The following is a 16237-nucleotide window of genomic DNA, read 5'->3' on the forward strand; positions in this document are numbered from 1 at the left end:
GCGGTGACAGCGGCGGCTCGACGGCGACCGCGCCGTGACAGCGCCCCCGGCGCACTCTGGTGTCAGCCCACAGAAAGGCAGATATCCCATGAGCTCATCCGCTCCCTCGGGGCGCGTCCCCGCCGTCCGTGCCGAAGGCCTGGTGAAGACCTTCGGCACCAACCGCGCCGTCGACGGGGTCGACCTGATCGTGGACGCCGGCACGGTCTACGGTGTGCTCGGCCCCAACGGCGCCGGCAAGACCACCACGATCGGCATGCTGGCGACGCTGCTGCGTCCCGACGCGGGCCGCGCCGAGATCTTCGGCCGCGACGTCGTGCGCGAGGCGCAGGTCGTGCGCCAGCTCATCGGCCTCACGGGGCAGTTCGCCTCCGTCGACGAGACGCTGTCGGCCACCGAGAACCTCGTCATCTTCGGGCGCCTGCTCGGGCTGTCGCGGGCCGACTCCCGTCGGAAGGCGGGGGAGCTGCTCGAGGAGTTCGGCCTCACCGAGGCCGCTCGTCGTCCGCTGGCGAAGTTCTCGGGAGGGATGCGGCGCCGCCTCGATCTCGCGGCGTCGCTCATCGCCCAGCCGCCGCTGATCTTCCTCGACGAGCCCACGACGGGCCTCGACCCCCGCACGCGCGGGCAGATGTGGGACACGATCCGCCGGCTGGTCGCCAACGGCTCCACCGTGCTCCTCACCACGCAATACCTCGACGAGGCCGATCAGCTCGCCGACCGCATCGCCGTCATCGACCGCGGTCGGGTCGTCGCCGAAGGAACGGCGCCCGAGCTGAAGGCATCCGTCGGGCAGGCCTCTCTCGTGCTCCGCCTGCGCGAGGGCGCCGAGCTGAGCCTGGCTCGAGAGACCGTCGACCGGGTGCTGGGCGTGTCGGCGATCGTCTCCCCGGAGGCGGCCCGGCTCACGGTGCCGATGAGCGACCCCGACCGGGTGACCGACCTCCTCGTCGCCTTCCGGGAGGGCGGGGTGCACCTGAGCGAGTTCAGCGTCCAGCAACCGACCCTCGACGAGGTCTTCCTCACGCTGACCGGCACGGGACCGTCGTCCGACGCCGATACCGCCGACATCCCCGATCTCGAAGGAGCACGCGCATGACTACCCTGACCGCACCCCTCACACCGGTCGCCGACCGCGACCTCCGCAACCACGCGGGCGTCGCGCAGACCGTGCGGAATACGCTGACGATGGCCTGGCGAGGACTGCTCAAGATCCGCCGCACTCCCGAGCAGCTCATCGACGTGACGGTGCAGCCGATCCTGTTCACGCTGATGTTCACGTACATCTTCGGCGGCGCGATCGCCGGCGACGTGCAGAGCTACCTGCCGATCATCATCCCGGGCATCCTCGTGCAGACGGTCATCACCACCTCGGTCGTCACCGGCGTGCAGCTGCGCGAAGACATGGACAAGGGGGTGTTCGACAGGTTCAGATCGCTCCCGATCGCCCGCATCGCGCCGCTGTCGGGGGCACTGCTGGCCGATACGGTCCGCTACGCGATCGCCACCACGCTCACCTTCACGATGGGCTTCATCATGGGCTTCCGTCCGGCCGGCGGCTTCGGTGCCGTGGTCGCCGCCGGTGTGCTCGTCGTGGTCTGCTCGTGGGCGGTCAGCTGGATCTTCGCGTTCTTCGGGGTGGTGGCGCGGACCGCCTCGAGCGTGCAGGGGGTGTCGCTGGTGATCCTGTTCCCGCTGACGTTCCTCTCCAACGCCTTCGTCCCCGCCGACACGATGCCCGGGTGGCTGCAGTGGTTCGTCGACATCAACCCCGTCTCGCACCTGGTGACCGCGGTGCGTGATCTCGTCAACTACGGCACGGTGGGCTCCGACGTGGTGATCACGCTGATCGGCGCGGCCGTGATCGTCGCGATCTTCGCACCGCTGACCGTGCGCACCTACATGCGCAAGGCCTAGCCGGCGTCGTCGTCCAGCAGGGCGGCGAGCCGGGCGAATTCGGCCGCGGCGTCGAGGACGGGTTCCTCCGGCGCCGCGGCCATCCGCGTCACCAGGCCGGTGCGGTACGGATCGTGCTCGTCGTGGCTGCCGCGCAACGCCGAGGCGGTCGCGAGGGCGCGGTGGGCCGCCGCATCCTGGCCCGTCTCGACCAGCCACCCGGCCAACGACAGCGCGACGTCGGCCATGATGGGCTGGTCACCGCTGCGGATCGCGACGGGCACGGCGTCGCGCAGCGCCGCGCGTGCCTCGTCGGCGCGGTGCAGCAGGGTCAGCGCCTGGGCCCGCTTCGATCCCCACCAGGCGGTCAGTTGCGAGGGGAACCCCGCCGGAAGGCCCCGGTCGAGCACGGCGAGTTCGCGCAGCGCCGCCTCCGGGTGGCCCGCCGCGATCTCGACGAGGGCCCGGCCCATCCGCACCTGCACCAGGGCGCGCTCCGAGCCGTCCTGCCGGGCGAAGTCGTCGAGCTCGTCGATCCGCGAGCGGGCGGCGTCGATGCGGCCCAGGCGGATGAGCAGCCCGACGCTCTGCGATCGCTGCTGCACCGCGTCGCTGGCCGACGTGAGGCCGGAGAAGGCGTCGGTCGATCGGTCGGCGATCTCCAGCGCCTCCTCCAGGCGGCCCTCCAGCATGAGCCACTCCGACTGCAGCTGCCCGGCGAACGCGATGCCCCACGGGTCGCCGATCTCGCTGAACGTGCGCAGCGCCAGCGAACTCTGCTCGCCGAGCGTCTCGACGTCGCCCGAGTTCGCGGCCGCCCCGGCGCGGAGCACGCCGAGGAACGCCCGCGTCCACGGCGGCACGTCGTCGGTCGGTGCTTCGGCGAAGGTGACCCCGTGCGACCAGCTCAGGTCACGATCGAGGTTGGTCATCGCCTCGGCGATGCCGCGAAGAAGAGCGGGGAGCGCGGCGGCCAGCTCGGACGGATGCTGCGCCGAGGCCGCGGCGATCTCGGCCGCTCGCTCGGCGTAGCGCGGTACGTCGCCGCGCCCGCCCGCGGCCGGCGTCAGCACGGCGCTGTCCATGACGAGCGAGAACGAGTCGGCGAGGAGCCGGACGCCGGCCACGACGACCTCGGGCTCGGAGTCGAGCGCTCCGTCCGTCGCGGCGAAGACCGCGGCGTTGCCGGCGAGATCGGCGGTGCGCTCGCGGAGGATCCACGGCCAGAGCATCGCCCGAACGAGGCGGACCCCCGTGGGGCGCCTCGCCGTCTCCGCGCAGAAGCGGAGGGCGCTCGAGAGGTTCTCCTCGTTGGCGTCGAACCACGCCAGGCCCGCCCGCACCTGCGGGCCGCGCAGCGTCGCGTCGCGGGCGGCGGCGAGCTCGGCCATCGACTCCGCCTGCGACGCGCGGAACCGGTCGTCGAGGCCCTGGGCGCGGAGGCGCTCGAGACCGTATTCGCGCACCGTTTCCAGCATCCGGAAGCGTCCGTGCCGCCGGCTCAGGAGCGATCTGTCGACCAGCTCGTCGAAGGCCGCCGCCGGTAGGTCGTACCGCGCACCGATCAGCGCCGCATCCGTCGCCGCGATCCCGTCGGGGAAGACGGCCGCCGCGAGGAGTGCGATGCGCTCGGTGGGGGTCAGCGTGTCCCAGCTCCAGTCGATGAGCGCCCGGAGCGTCTGATGGCGGGGCGCCGTCGCCCGAGGACCCGCCGCGAGCAGGCCGAAGCGGTCGTCGAGGCCCGCCGCGATCTCGATCAGCGACAGCGTGCGGGTCTTCGCCGCGGCCAGCTCCACGGCCAACGGCAGCCCGTCCAGCCGGCGGACGATCCCCTCGATCGTCGCTGCATCGGCGGGATCGGGAACCGACCCGGAGGCCGCGCGAGCCCGGAGGCCGAACAGCTCGACCGCGTCGGGGAGGGGGAGCGGGCCCAGGTCGACGAACGCCTCACCCGGCACGCCGAGGGGCTCGCGGCTGGTGGCGAGCACGCGCGATTCGGGCAGGGCCTGCAGCACGTCGACGGCGACGTCGGCGGCCTCGCGGGAGACGTGCTCGCAGTTGTCGAGCACGATCAGCACGCGGCGCCCGGTGAGGGCCTCGACGACCCCGTCGCGCACCCCGATGGGGGTGTTCGTCGCATCGGGCAGGCGCACGCTGCGCCCCACGGCGCCGGCGAGCGCGCTCCACACGTCGCCGGCGGCGACGGGGGCGAGTTCGACGATGATCGCGCCGGCCCGGAGGCGCGCCGTCTCGAACGCGAGCGTGGTCTTCCCCGCGCCGCCGGGGCCGACGACCGTGACGAGACGCTCGGAGGAGAGCTGCTGCTCGATGAGGGCGAGCTCGGACTCCCGCCCGACCAGGCTCGCGATGGCCGCCGGCACGGTGCTCTCGCGCGGGACGTCGCCGGCGGCGACGGTTCGAGCTCCGGCCAGGCGCTCGGCGTGGGCTCGGTCCTCGAGCAGATCGCGCACCAGCCAGTCGAAGCCGTCGCCGGGGGTCCACGGGTCGCCGCTCCACAGTGACAGCGCCTCGCGCGCAAGAGACGCGGCGTCTCTCGGCTCGGCGGCGGCGCGGGCGCGGGCCACGAGGTCGGCGAAGCGGGTGATGTCGACGTCCTCGCGCGAGAAGGCGAGGCGGTAGCCGCCGGGCGCGGCGACGAGGGCATCCGGCGGCAGTACGCGACGCAGGCGGGAGGCCAGGGAGTGCAGCGAGGCGCGGGGGTCGGTCGGAGGGTCCTGTCCCCAGATGTCCTCCGTCAGGGCGCGATACCCCACGGTCGTGCCGGTGTCGACGGCGAGGCGGAGGAGCAGCGACTGCTGGCCCCGCCCGGCGACGACCGCCGATGCGTCCCCCGCGACGAGCCCCCCGAAGAACCGCAGCTTCACGCTCCCACCCTAGGCCCGCCCCGCGGCGTGCCGAGATGGCCCGGCCCGACCCGGCCGGCGCGCCCGCGAGTCCGCGACCGCGCGCCGAGACCCGGGTCGAATGTCGCGGTCTCGTCGGCGGGAAGCGGTCTCGCGGTCAGGGGCGGGGCGTCACGCGACGCCGGGCTCGGCATCGGCGACGGTCGCGTCGGGCTCGGCGACCTCCAGGCCGTAGAGCGTCGAGAGCGCGGTGATGTAGTCGTCGGTGCGGCCATCTTCGGCGAGCTGGTGCGCGCGCGAGGTGGGGGTGTGCAGCAGCACGCCGACGAGGTGGCGGAGGGCCTGTTCGGTGCGGCCGTCGTCGTCGCCGCGGGCGCGGGCACGCGAGATCTCCGACTCCATGAGTCCGAAGATGTGCGTGCGCAGGGCGACGACGGCCGGCGTGATGCTCTTGCGCTCGCCGACGGTCGCGAACCGGCGGGCGGCGTCGCGCACGACCTGGCGCGCCGCATCCGTCGCCTGCAGCTCGTCGAGGGGCGCATGGATGCGGATCGTCTCGAGGTCGAGCAGGTCGACGCCGGCGACGCCCGCCACATCGGGGTCGACGTTGCGCGGCAGGCCGAGGTCGATGACGAGACGCCGGTCGGGGGTCGCGATGGGGCAGGCGGATGCTGCGGGCTGGCCCTCGATCGCGGTGTCGTACGCGCCGCGGCCGGCGGCGAACGTGGCCGCGCTGAGCACGTGGTGCTCGGCGCTCGTGCACGTGATGATGAGGTCGGCGTGGGTGACGGCCGACGGGAAGCGCTCGGGTGCGACGGCGCGGATGCCGTGCTTCGCGGCGAACGGCGTCGCGCGACCCGAGGGGGAGTGCACCGAGATGTCGTCGGCGCCGTGGTCGCGGAGGGCGGCGAGGGTGACCGCCGCGTAGGAGCCCGTGCCGATCAGCAGCACCCGCAGCTTCGACCAGTCGGTGATGCGGCTGTCGGCCAGGTCGAGGGCGAGTCGCACGAGCGAGCGCCCGGCACGGCCGATGGCGGTGGCGTTCTTCACGCCGCGCTGGGCTTCCGACGCCCGCTGGAACAGGCGCTCGAGCTCGGCGGAGGTGGTTCCGAGACGGCGCGACTCGGTGAGCGCGCGACGCACCTGGCCGGCGATCTCTCCTTCGCCGACGACGACGGATTCGAGACCCGACGCGACGGCGAACAGGTGCTCGGCGACCTCGTCGCCGCCCATGAGACGGTACGAGCCGTCGAGTTCGGACGCGGGCACGCCGGTGGCGGCCTCGATCGCGGACAGCGTGGCCTCAAGGCCGACGGCACCCGACGCGGTGAGCGGCTCGTCCATGTCGACGTACGCCTCGAAGCGGTTGCAGGTGGCCACGACCACCGCTCCCTGCACGCACTCCGCGTGCGCCGCGATCAACGGGGCGACGGGTGTGGAGGGGACGCTGAGGCGCTCGAGGAGATCGAAGGACGCGGTCTTGTGACTCGCGCTGACGCACAGCAGCACGTCCTCGATTCTACCCACCGTGTCGGTCGGGGCGGCTGCGAGGGCCGAGGTGTCTCGACGACGAGACATCCGCGGGCCCCCGCGGGCGGTGAGTGCTCAGGCGCCGGTGGGAGAATGGCTGCCATGGCAACACCTGACGCACCCCTGCTGCGCGCGCTGCGCGGCGACCGCCCCGACCGGCCGCCGGTGTGGTTCATGCGGCAGGCGGGGCGCTCCCTCCCCGAGTACCGCGAGCTGCGGGTCGGGACGCGGATGCTGGACGCCTGCCTCACCCCCGACCTTGCCGCGGAGATCACGCTGCAGCCGGTGCGCCGGCACGACGTCGACGCCGGCATCTTCTTCAGCGACATCGTCGTGCCGCTGCGCCTCGCCGGGATCGACGTGGAGATCGAACCCGGCCGAGGGCCGGTCTTCGCCGACCCCGTGCGCTCGTCCGACGACGTCGCACGCATCACCGCCATCGACCCCGCCGAGGTCGCAGCGGCGGCCGAGCCGGTGCGTCAGGCCGTCGGCATCGTCACGGCGGAGCTCGGCGACAAGCCGCTCATCGGCTTCGCCGGGGCGCCCTTCACCCTCGCCGCCTACCTCGTCGAAGGCGGCCCCTCGAAGGAGCACCTCCGCGCCCGCGGCATGATGCACGCCGACCCCGACGCCTGGCACCGGCTCGCCGGGTGGCTCTCGGGCGTCTCGCGCGCCTTCCTCGACGCCCAGATCGACGGCGGCGCCTCGGCGGTGCAGCTGTTCGACTCGTGGGCGGGCTCGCTCTCGCGCTCCGACTACCTCGAGTTCGTGGCGCCGCACTCCGCCGCCGCGCTCGAGGGCATCGCCGTGCCGCGCATCCACTTCGGTGTGGGAACCGGCGGCATCCTCGACGACATGCGCCTCGGCGGGCTCGCCGACGCGGTCGGCGTCGATTGGCGCACCCCCCTCGATGCGGCCGCCGCCGTGCTCGGACCCGACACCACCGTGCAGGGCAACATCGACCCCGCACTCCTCGGGGCCCCGTGGCCCGTCCTCGCCGCGCACGTCGACGACGTCATCGCTCGAGGCCGCGCCGCGCGCGCCCACGTGCTGAACCTCGGCCACGGCGTGCCCCCCGACGCCGACCCCGGTGTTCTCACGAGGATCGTCGAGCGCGCCCACGGGCTCGACGCGTGAGCGAGCCGCTCGACCGGCTCGCCGCCCACGCGGCCGAGTCTCACGCGGTGGTCGTCGGCGGCGGTATGGCGGGACTCGCCGCCGCGCTCGAGTTCGCCAAGGTCGGGCTGCGGGTCACCGTGCTCGAGGCGGGCGACCGTTTCGGCGGTGTGCTGAGGTCGGCCGAGGTCGGCGGGTTCACCCTCGACGTCGGCGCGGAGAGCTACGCGACCCGGGGCGGCACGGTGCGCGCGCTCGTCGACGAGCTCGGCCTGGGCGACGCGGTCACGACCCCGAACCCGGCGGGAGCGTGGGTCGCCGGACTCCCCGGAGGACTCGCCGCACCCCTGCCGCGCGGCGGAGTGCTCGGCATCCCCGGCAACCCGTGGTCGCCCGAGGTACGCCGCATCATCGGTCGGCGAGGAGTGTGGCGCGCATTCGTCGACCGCATCCGGCCTCCTCTGACGATCGGGCACGAGCGCAGTCTGGGCACGCTCGTGCGCTCGCGCATGGGCGAGCGCGTGCTCGACCGGCTCGTGGCACCGGTCATCGGTGGGGTCTACAGCGCCCGCCCCGATGACATCGACGTCGACATCGCAGCGCCCGGGCTCAACGCCGCCCTCACCCGCACGGGCTCGCTCTCGGGTGCGGTCGCCGATCTCACCGCGGGTCGCACCACCGCCCCCGGCAGCGCCGTCGAGGGGATCGTGGGGGGCATGGGCCGCCTCGTCGACGCCCTCGTGTCACGGCTGATCGACCTCGACGTCGAGCTGCGGGCCGGCGCCGAGGTGTCGGGACTGCGCCGCGTGGCCGCGGAGCCGGGCGACGGGGTCGACGGATGGAGCGTCGTCTTGCGCGACGGAACCGAGCTCGCCGCCGGGGCCGTCCTCGTCGCCCTGCCCGAGGCGTCGGCGCGACGGCTGCTCGCACCGCACGTTCCCGACCTCGATCCGGAGGTCGGGGAGTCGCCGGTCGTCGAGGTCGTGACCCTCGTCGTCGACGCGCCCGGCCTCGACCGCCACCCCCGCGGGTCGGGCGTGCTGGTCGTTCCCGGCGCGCGAGCCGCCAAGGCCCTCACGCACTCCACGGCGAAGTGGTCGTGGCTGGCGGAGCAGGCCGAGCCCGGTGTGCACGTCGTGCGCGTCTCGTTCGGTGCGCAGGGAGAGGAGCCCGCGACGGCGGGTCTGAACGACGCGGATGCGGCGCACCTGGCCGTGGCGGAAGCATCCGCTCTTCTCGGTGTCGCCCTCGAGCCCGCGCACCTGCGAGCGGCACGACGGGAGCGGTACACGCAGTCGCAGCCGGGAGCCTTCATCGGGCGCGGGGAGAGCACCCGCGAGGCGCGCGACGCGATCCGCGCCGTCCCGGGGATCGGCGCGGCGGGAGCGTGGTTGGCGGGCACGGGGCTCGCCCAGGTGGTGCCCGACGCGCAGCTGGAGGCCGACCGCCTGCGCAGCGCACTGCTCTGGAACGGCGGAACACCGCTCTAGCGGCGGAGTGCCCCGCGCGCCGTGGGATGTCAAGGGTGGATGCCTCTGGCGGAATATCTGGCTAGCCTGGGGGCAGACAACAGGCTCCACCGAGCGTGAGGAGGCCCTTATGAAGGGCAAAGCAGGACTCGTTATCGGCCTCGCGGCCGGATATGTGCTCGGCACGCGTGCGGGGCGCGAGCGTTACGAGCAGATCAAGACCCAGGCGATCAAGGTCTGGGAACTCGACCCCGTCCAGACGCAGGTGACCCGTGTTCAGGCTTTCGGCGCCACCGCTCTGAAGGCGGTTCCCAGCGCGCTGTGGAACGGCGCGAAGAAGGTCACGCACGCGGCATCCGAGTCGGGCACCGCCCAGGAGCGCGCCCAGCGCGCGGGTTCTGCGGCGAAGTCGTCGGCCAAGAAGGTCGCCGACGCCGTCGAGGAGTCGGTCGCCGACGCCAAGAAGGCGGCGCCCTCGACCTCCACCACGAGTTCGCGGTCGACCTCGAAGCCCGCCGCGTCGTCCGGGAGCTGAGGTGACCACGCCCCGCGGATTCCGCGATCGCGCGGACGACAGCCTCTTCACCCTTCTCGGCGACATCCCCGAACTCGTTCGCAATCTCGTCGTCGCCGAGATCAACGCCGCCAAGGCGTGGCTGTCGAAGACGGCGAAAGACGCCGGTATCGGCGCCGGATGGTTCGTCGGCGCCCTGTTCGTGCTCTTCTGGTCGCTGCCGGTGTTCTTCGCGTTCGTCATCGCCGGGCTGTCGTCGTGGTGGCCGGTCTGGCTCTCGGCCCTCGTCGTCTTCGGCGGCATGCTCGTCATCGTCGCCGTCCTGGCGCTGCTCGGCATCCTGCGATTCCGCAAGCTGAGCAAGCGCACCAACCCCGGCTCGGCCGTGGCCGAAGACATCCGGATCGTCAAGGAGGCCGGCGATGAGCGTTGATCGTTCCCCTGTTCCCGTACCCCGCACCGGCGTCGCCCTGGGTCTGACCGACCCCGTGGAGAGCGCACGCGCCGAACTCAAGGCGGCCCTGGCCGCGATCGAGATCAAGGCCAATGTGCCGCGCCGGCTCGAGCACGGCGTGACGCGCGTGACGGCCCAGGCGCGCGACTTCCGGCGCAAGAACCCCGCCGGTGCGGCTGCAGCTGTCGTCGGTGTCGCGGTCGCCGTCGGCGGCATCGTCTGGTTCGCCGTCCGCACCTACGCCCGCTGAGGTCGTCGGGCGCCGCTCCCGTGGGGGCGATGACCGCGTCCGGGTCCGATCGGCGCCGGTAGCTCGTCGTCGACAGGTTCCGGCGGTCGGCGTTTGGCGCGCTCGGCGCGCAGAGAGAGACTGGAATCATGCCCGATGACTCCGCAGCATCCGCCTTCACCCTGTGGGCGGTCTTCCGCCGCGACCCGCACAATCCGGTCGGCGAGGCCGACAGCACCGAGCTCGCCGACATCGTCGCGCTGATCGAGCAGGGCGGGGCGGTCACCGTCCGCGGCTTCTACGACGTCAGCGGTCTGCGGGCCGACGCCGACCTGATGGTCTGGCTGCACGGCCCCGACGCGGAATCGCTGCAGCGGGCGCTGCGCCGGCTCCGCCGCACCGAGCTGCTGCGCACCCTGCTGCCGACGTGGAACGCCATGGGCGTGCACCGCGACGCCGAGTTCAACCGTTCCCACGTGCCCGGCTTCCTGCGGGGCGAGCACGCGCGTGAGTGGCTGTGCCTCTACCCGTTCGTGCGCAGCTACGAGTGGTACCTCCTGCCCGAGGAGGAGCGCCGCGCGATGCTCATGGATCACGGACGCAAGGGCGCCGCCTTCACGGGCGTCATCGCGAACACCGTCGCGTCGTTCGCGCTGGGCGACTACGAGTGGCTGCTGCCCATGGAGGCCGACGAGCTCACCGACCTCGTCGACATGATGCGGGAGCTGCGCTACACCGAGGCGCGCCGGCACGTGCGCGAAGAGGTGCCCTTCTACACCGGGCGTCTCCTCGACCTCGCCGAGATCCCCGAGGTCTTGCAGTGAGTCGGGCGCGATGAGCGCGCCCCTCCGCCTCGGCACCCGACGCAGCGCTCTGGCCCTCGCCCAATCGCAGCAGCTCGCCGACGCGCTGACCCGCACGTCCGGCCGTGAGGTGCTGCTCGTCCCGATCGTCTCCGAGGGCGACATCAACCGCGCGTCGCTGTCGCAGCTCGGTGGGCGCGGCGTCTTCGCGAACGGACTGCGCGAGGCGCTCGCCGCGGGCGAGTGCGACCTGCTCGTCCACTCGCTCAAGGATCTGCCGACGGCGCAGCCCGAGGGTCTCGTGATCGCCGCCACCCCGGCCCGCGAAGACGCCAGGGACATCGTGATCACCCGTGACGGCACGCCGCTGTCCGAACTCCCGCAGGGGGCGGTCGTGGGCACCGGGTCGCCCCGCCGCATCGCGCAGGTGCTGCGTCGCAACCACCGCGTGCAGGTGCGCGACCTGCGGGGCAACGTCGACTCGCGGCTGTCGCGCGTGCGCGACGGCGATCTCGACGCCGTGGTGCTCGCGGCCGCCGGTGTGTCGAGACTCGGCGGAGACCTCGGCGGACTCGTCGCCGAACCCATGGGCCTCGACGAGTGGCCGACCGCGCCGGGGCAGGGATCGCTCGCCGTCGAGACGCGCACCGACGCCGCATCCGACCTGCTCGACGCGCTCGGACGACTCGACGATCTGCAGACCCGCATCGAGATCACGGCCGAGCGCGCCGTGCTCGCCACCCTCGACGCCGGATGCCACGCACCGGTCGGGGCCCACGCCTCCGTCTCGGACGGCGATCTGCGCATCCGCGCCCTCGTCTACGCGCTCGACGGGGCGCACCGCATCGGAATGGACCGAACCGTGCGCCTCGAGCCGGGGTATGCTCGGACATCAGGCAGCGGCGATGGTGCGATTGCTGCCGATGGCGCGGACCCGATCGCGCGAGCTGCGCGCACCGGGGAAGATGTCGCACATCGGTTGCTCGAACGTGGGGCGGCCGATCTTGTCCCACGAGAGTCGACCCCATGAATTCCAGCCCACGGCACACCCCGACGCCCGACCGGCCCCTGGCCGGCTGGCGCGTGCTCGTGCCGCGCGGCGGCCCCTGGGGCGACGGTGTCGCCGCGACCCTTCGCAACCAGGGAGCGACCCCCGTCATCGCGCCGCTGATCAACTTCGCTCCGACGAACGATCAGGCCTCGCTCGAAGCCGCCCTCAGTGATCTCGCCGCCGGGGCGTTCGACTGGCTGACCGTGACCAGTGCGACGACGGTCGACGTGCTCTACGCCTATCGCGCCGTGCTCCCGGCCACCACCAAGGTCGCCGCGGTCGGAGAGACGACCGCCGCCGCCCTCCAGGCCGCCGGCTATCGCGTCGACCTCGTGCCCGAGCGCGACAACTCCGCCGCGGGCATGGCCGAGCAGATGATCTCCCTCGAACCCGACTCCCGCCGGGTGCTCGCGCTGCGCAGCGAGATCGCCAAACCGGTGCTCACGCGCATGCTCATCGAGGCCGGGCACGACGTGCGCAGCGTCGTGGCCTACCGCACGGTCGGCGTCCCCGTCACCGACAAGATCGCCCGCGATGTGACCTCCGGCCGTATCAACGCGATCCTCGTCACCAGCGGATCGGTCGCCGAGCAGGTGCAGGCGCAGTTCCCGCAGATCCCCGAGTCGACCGTCATCGCCGCGATCGGCCCGCGCACCGCGAAGGACGCGCGTCGCGCCGGGCTCGCCGTCGACGTGATCGCCGAACAGCAGACGGTCGATTCGCTCATCGCCTCGGTCGCGCGCTTCCCCCTCCCGCAGTCGGCCGACGAGTTCACGCCATGACCTTTCCTCAGCACCGGCCGCGCAGGCTGCGGCAATCGCCCGCCATCCGCCGTCTCGTCCGCGAGACCCACCTCGCCCCGTCGCAGCTCGTGCTGCCGATGTTCGTGCGCGAGGGAATCACCGAGCCCTCGCCCATCTCGTCGATGCCCGGGGTCGTGCAGCACTCGCTCGACTCGCTCCGTCGCGCGGCGACGGACGCGGCGGACGCCGGCGTCGGCGGACTCATGCTCTTCGGCGTGCCGGAGGTGCGCGACGCCCGGGGATCCGGAGCCGACGACCCCCGCGGCATCCTGAACGTGGCGACCGAGGCGCTCGTCGCCGAGGTCGGCGATGCGCTCGTGGTGCAGACCGATCTCTGCCTCGACGAGTTCACCGATCACGGGCACTGCGGCGTGCTCGACGCGAGAGGCCGGGTCGACAACGACGCCACCCTCGAGCGGTACGCGTCGATGGCTCTCGCGCAGGCGCGGGCGGGCTCCGCCCTGCTGGGCCTGTCGGGGATGATGGACGGCCAGACCGCTCACGTGCGCGCCGCCCTCGACGCCGAGGGCTTCACCGACACGATGATCCTCGCCTACTCGGCGAAGTACGCGGGGGCCTTCTACGGCCCGTTCCGCGAGGCGGTCGACTCGCAGCTCGTCGGCGATCGCCGCACATACCAGCTCGACCCCGCCAACGGCCGCGAGGGCGTGCGCGAGGCCCTGCTCGACGCCGAAGAGGGCGCCGACATCGTCATGGTCAAGCCCGCGATGCCCTACCTCGACGTGCTCGCCGAGGTGCGGGCCTCGGTCGACATCCCCGTCTGGGCGTACCAGGTGTCGGGCGAGTACGCGATGATCGAGGCCGCCGCAGCTCACGGATGGATCGACCGCCGTCGCGCGATCGAGGAGAGCCTGCTCGGCATCCGTCGTGCCGGCGCCGACGCCATCCTGACGTATTGGGCCGTCGAAGCGGCCCGCTGGCTGCGCGACACCCCCTGAGCCGCCTCACCCACCTCCGCCGGCTTCGCTCCCGCCCCAGCACGAACTCAGGCTGAATCGGGATCGGCAACGGCTCCAGGGCGAGACAACCACCATTCATCCTGAGTTAGGGACGGAACCCGACCATGACCGATCGCAACGACGAGCTGTTCGACCTCGCGCGCGAGGTGATCCCGGGCGGGGTGAACTCGCCCGTGCGCGCCTACGGGTCGGTCGGCGGCACGCCGCGGTTCCTCGCGTCGGCGCGAGGCGCGACGGTGACGGATGCTGCGGGGCGCGAATTCGTCGACCTCGTGGCCTCCTGGGGGCCTGCCCTCCTCGGGCACGCGCACCCCGAGATCGTGGAGGCCGTGCAGACCGCGGCCGCCCGCGGCCTCTCGTTCGGCGCGCCGACCGGTGCGGAGGTCGAGCTCGCCTCCCTCATCTCCGAGCGGGTGGCCGTCGGCGATGCGAAGCCGGTCGAGAAGGTGCGGCTGGTCTCGACCGGCACCGAGGCGACGATGACCGCGATCCGCCTCGCGCGCGGCGTCACGGGCCGCGACCTCCTCATCAAGTTCGCCGGGCACTACCACGGCCACTCCGACGGGCTGCTGGCCGCCGCGGGCTCCGGCGTGGCGACGCTCGCCCTGCCCGGATCGGCCGGTGTCCCCGCCCCGATCGCGGCGCAGACGCTCGTGCTGCCCTACAACGACCTCGATGCGGTGCGCGAGGCCTTCGCGCTGCACGGCGACCGGATCGCCGCCGTGATCGTCGAGGCCGCGGCGGCGAACATGGGCGTCGTCGCTCCGCTTCCCGGGTACAACGCCGCGCTCGCCGACATCGCCCATGACAACGGCGCGCTCCTCATCATCGACGAGGTGCTCACCGGCTTCCGCGTGCACCCCGCGGGCTACTGGGGCCTGCAGGCCGCCGCCGGCGAGGCCTTCACGCCCGACCTGTTCACGTTCGGCAAGGTGGTCGGAGGAGGGATGCCGCTGGCCGCCCTCGGCGGTCGCGCCGACGTCATGGACGCCCTCGCCCCGCTCGGCCCGGTCTACCAGGCGGGCACCCTCTCGGGCAATCCGCTGTCGGTCGCGGCCGGCATCGCGACCCTGCGCCTGGCGACCCCGGAGGTCTACGCCCGGGTCGACGAGGCCGCGGCGGTCGTCGCCGACGCCCTGTCGTCGGCGCTCACCGCCGAGGGCGTGGTGCACGCCGTGCCTCGCGCGGGCTCGCTGTTCGGTGTCGCGTTCCTCCCCGACGCACCCCGCGACTACGCCACCGCGCTCACGCAGGACGCCTGGCGCTACCCGCCGTTCTTCCACGCGATGCTCGACGCGGGCGTCTCGCTCCCGCCGAGCGTGTACGAGGCGTGGTTCCTCACCGCCGCGCACGACGAGGCCGCCCTCGAGCGCATCGTGTCGGCGCTTCCGGCCGCGGCCCGCGCCGCAGCATCCGCCCCTCAGCCTCCGCTGGGCTCGTGACCGGCGTCGCACCTTCGCCGAAGGTGCCCGTTCCCGCTGAACCAGGCCGAGTTTTCGACCTCCATCGGCAGAAGCCGGCACCCTCGGCGGCGGCGGGCTCCCGATGACCCGCGTCGTCGTGCTCGCCGGCGGGGTCGGTGGGGCGAAATTCACGCTCGGTGTGCGCGAGGCGCTCGCACGCCGCGGCGGGCCCGAGGCGACGGTCGTCGTCAACACGGGTGATGACCTGTGGCTCTCGGGCGTGCGGTTGCAGCCCGACATCGACTCGATCCTCTACGCGCTCGCCGGGGTCAACGACACCCAGCGCGGGTGGGGGCGGCAGGGAGACACGGAGCGCGTCAACGAGGAGCTGCAGGCGTGGGGCGCCGGCTGGCCCTGGTTCACCCTCGGCGACCTCGACCTCGGCACGCACCTCGCCCGCACGGGGTGGCTGCGCGACGGAGCGACCCCCGCGCAGGTCGTCGAGCGGCTGTCGGCCCGCTGGCCGCTCGGGGCGAGGATGCTGCCGATGACCGACGCCGAGGTCGACACCCGCGTGGTGCTCGAGGACGGCCGCGACCTGCACTTCCAGGAGTGGTGGACGCGCTATCGCGCCACCCTCGCCCCCGCCCGATTCGACAACCCCGGGGTCGGGGCGGCCCTACCCGCGCCCGGCGTGACGGAGGCGATCGCCGCCGCCGACGTGGTGCTGGTCGCGCCGTCGAACCCCGTGGTGTCGATCGGTCCGATCCTGCGGGTGCCGGGCATCCGCGAGGCGCTGGCCGCAGCATCCGCGCCCGTCGTGGGCGTCTCGCCGATCATCGGCGGCAGGGTGGTGCGCGGTATGGCCGACGTCTGCCTCACCGCGATCGGCGTCGAGACCTCCGCGGCCGACGTCGGGGCCCACTACGGCGCCCGGTCGAGGGGCGGCCTGCTCGACGCCTGGCTCGTCGCGACCGAAGACGCCGACGCCGCCGCGGCGGTCGAGGCGGCCGGCATCCGCCCCATCGTCACCCCGCTGTGGATGAGCGACGTCGACGCGTCCGCCGCGATCGCCGCGTCGGCGCTCGCCGCCGCCGGCGTCTGATGCGCCCGCGACGTCACGGC

General features: G+C 73.2%; 15 protein-coding genes. 13 read left to right on the forward strand and 2 right to left on the reverse strand.

The window, feature by feature from the left end; all coding sequences use genetic code 11:
• Nucleotides 1-88 precede the first annotated feature (88 nt).
• Both DEU34_RS00435 and DEU34_RS00440 read left to right on the forward strand, forming a co-directional pair.
• Nucleotides 89-1099: an ATP-binding cassette domain-containing protein gene (locus DEU34_RS00435; RefSeq protein ID WP_121147773.1), complete on the forward strand. Its 1011-nt coding sequence runs from the start codon at nucleotides 89-91 to the stop codon at nucleotides 1097-1099.
• Entirely contained in the window at nucleotides 1096-1917 is an 822-nt protein-coding gene (locus DEU34_RS00440; RefSeq protein ID WP_121147775.1) for an ABC transporter permease, read from the forward strand. The genes DEU34_RS00435 and DEU34_RS00440 overlap by 4 nt, the downstream gene beginning before the upstream one ends.
• On the opposite strand, the gene DEU34_RS00445 is transcribed toward DEU34_RS00440, so the two are convergent.
• Nucleotides 1914-4781 (reverse strand): ATPase, encoded by a 2868-nt coding sequence (locus DEU34_RS00445; RefSeq protein WP_121147777.1) that lies wholly within the window; start codon nucleotides 4779-4781, stop codon nucleotides 1914-1916. The genes DEU34_RS00440 and DEU34_RS00445 overlap by 4 nt on opposite strands.
• A gap of 150 nt (nucleotides 4782-4931) precedes the next feature.
• Complete coding sequence (locus DEU34_RS00450; RefSeq protein WP_121147780.1) at nucleotides 4932-6269, reverse strand: glutamyl-tRNA reductase; 1338 nt, start codon at nucleotides 6267-6269, stop codon at nucleotides 4932-4934.
• A 123-nt stretch (nucleotides 6270-6392) separates the two neighbouring features.
• Here DEU34_RS00450 and hemE point away from each other — a divergent pair, with 123 nt between their 5' ends.
• From hemE to cofD, 11 genes are all read left to right on the forward strand, one after another.
• Nucleotides 6393-7427 carry a uroporphyrinogen decarboxylase gene (gene hemE, locus DEU34_RS00455; protein ID WP_121147782.1) on the forward strand — a complete coding sequence of 345 codons (1035 nt, stop codon included), beginning with the start codon at nucleotides 6393-6395 and terminating at the stop codon, nucleotides 7425-7427.
• Entirely contained in the window at nucleotides 7424-8896 is a 1473-nt protein-coding gene (locus DEU34_RS00460) for an NAD(P)/FAD-dependent oxidoreductase (RefSeq protein ID WP_121147785.1), read from the forward strand. Before hemE ends, DEU34_RS00460 begins: the two co-directional genes overlap by 4 nt.
• Nucleotides 8897-9005: 109 nt before the next feature.
• Nucleotides 9006-9410, forward strand: a complete 405-nt coding sequence (locus DEU34_RS00465; protein WP_121147787.1) for a hypothetical protein — start codon at nucleotides 9006-9008, stop codon at nucleotides 9408-9410.
• Between the two features lies 1 nt (nucleotide 9411).
• On the forward strand, nucleotides 9412-9822 hold the full coding sequence (locus DEU34_RS00470; protein WP_121147790.1) for a phage holin family protein: 411 nt from the start codon (nucleotides 9412-9414) through the stop codon (nucleotides 9820-9822).
• The gene (locus DEU34_RS00475) at nucleotides 9812-10093 is read left to right on the forward strand and encodes a hypothetical protein (RefSeq protein WP_121147792.1); all 282 of its coding nucleotides are present in this window, start codon (nucleotides 9812-9814) and stop codon (nucleotides 10091-10093) included. Before DEU34_RS00470 ends, DEU34_RS00475 begins: the two co-directional genes overlap by 11 nt.
• Nucleotides 10094-10221: 128 nt before the next feature.
• Entirely contained in the window at nucleotides 10222-10896 is a 675-nt protein-coding gene (hemQ, locus tag DEU34_RS00480; RefSeq protein WP_183042291.1) for a hydrogen peroxide-dependent heme synthase, read from the forward strand.
• A 10-nt stretch (nucleotides 10897-10906) separates the two neighbouring features.
• Nucleotides 10907-11905, forward strand: a complete 999-nt coding sequence (hemC, locus tag DEU34_RS00485; protein ID WP_121147796.1) for a hydroxymethylbilane synthase — start codon at nucleotides 10907-10909, stop codon at nucleotides 11903-11905.
• Nucleotides 11902-12708, forward strand: a complete 807-nt coding sequence (locus DEU34_RS00490) for a uroporphyrinogen-III synthase (protein WP_121147799.1) — start codon at nucleotides 11902-11904, stop codon at nucleotides 12706-12708. The genes hemC and DEU34_RS00490 overlap by 4 nt, the downstream gene beginning before the upstream one ends.
• Complete coding sequence (gene hemB / locus DEU34_RS00495; protein WP_121147801.1) at nucleotides 12705-13688, forward strand: porphobilinogen synthase; 984 nt, start codon at nucleotides 12705-12707, stop codon at nucleotides 13686-13688. The genes DEU34_RS00490 and hemB overlap by 4 nt, the downstream gene beginning before the upstream one ends.
• A 125-nt stretch (nucleotides 13689-13813) precedes the next feature.
• Entirely contained in the window at nucleotides 13814-15151 is a 1338-nt protein-coding gene (hemL, locus tag DEU34_RS00500; protein ID WP_121147804.1) for a glutamate-1-semialdehyde 2,1-aminomutase, read from the forward strand.
• A gap of 103 nt (nucleotides 15152-15254) precedes the next feature.
• Nucleotides 15255-16217, forward strand: coding sequence for a 2-phospho-L-lactate transferase (cofD, locus tag DEU34_RS00505; protein ID WP_121147806.1), 963 nt, complete (start codon nucleotides 15255-15257; stop codon nucleotides 16215-16217).
• Nucleotides 16218-16237 lie beyond the last annotated feature (20 nt).

Source organism: Microbacterium sp. AG1240 (genome assembly GCF_003635115.1).
Taxonomy (GTDB): Bacteria; Actinomycetota; Actinomycetes; order Actinomycetales; family Microbacteriaceae; genus Microbacterium.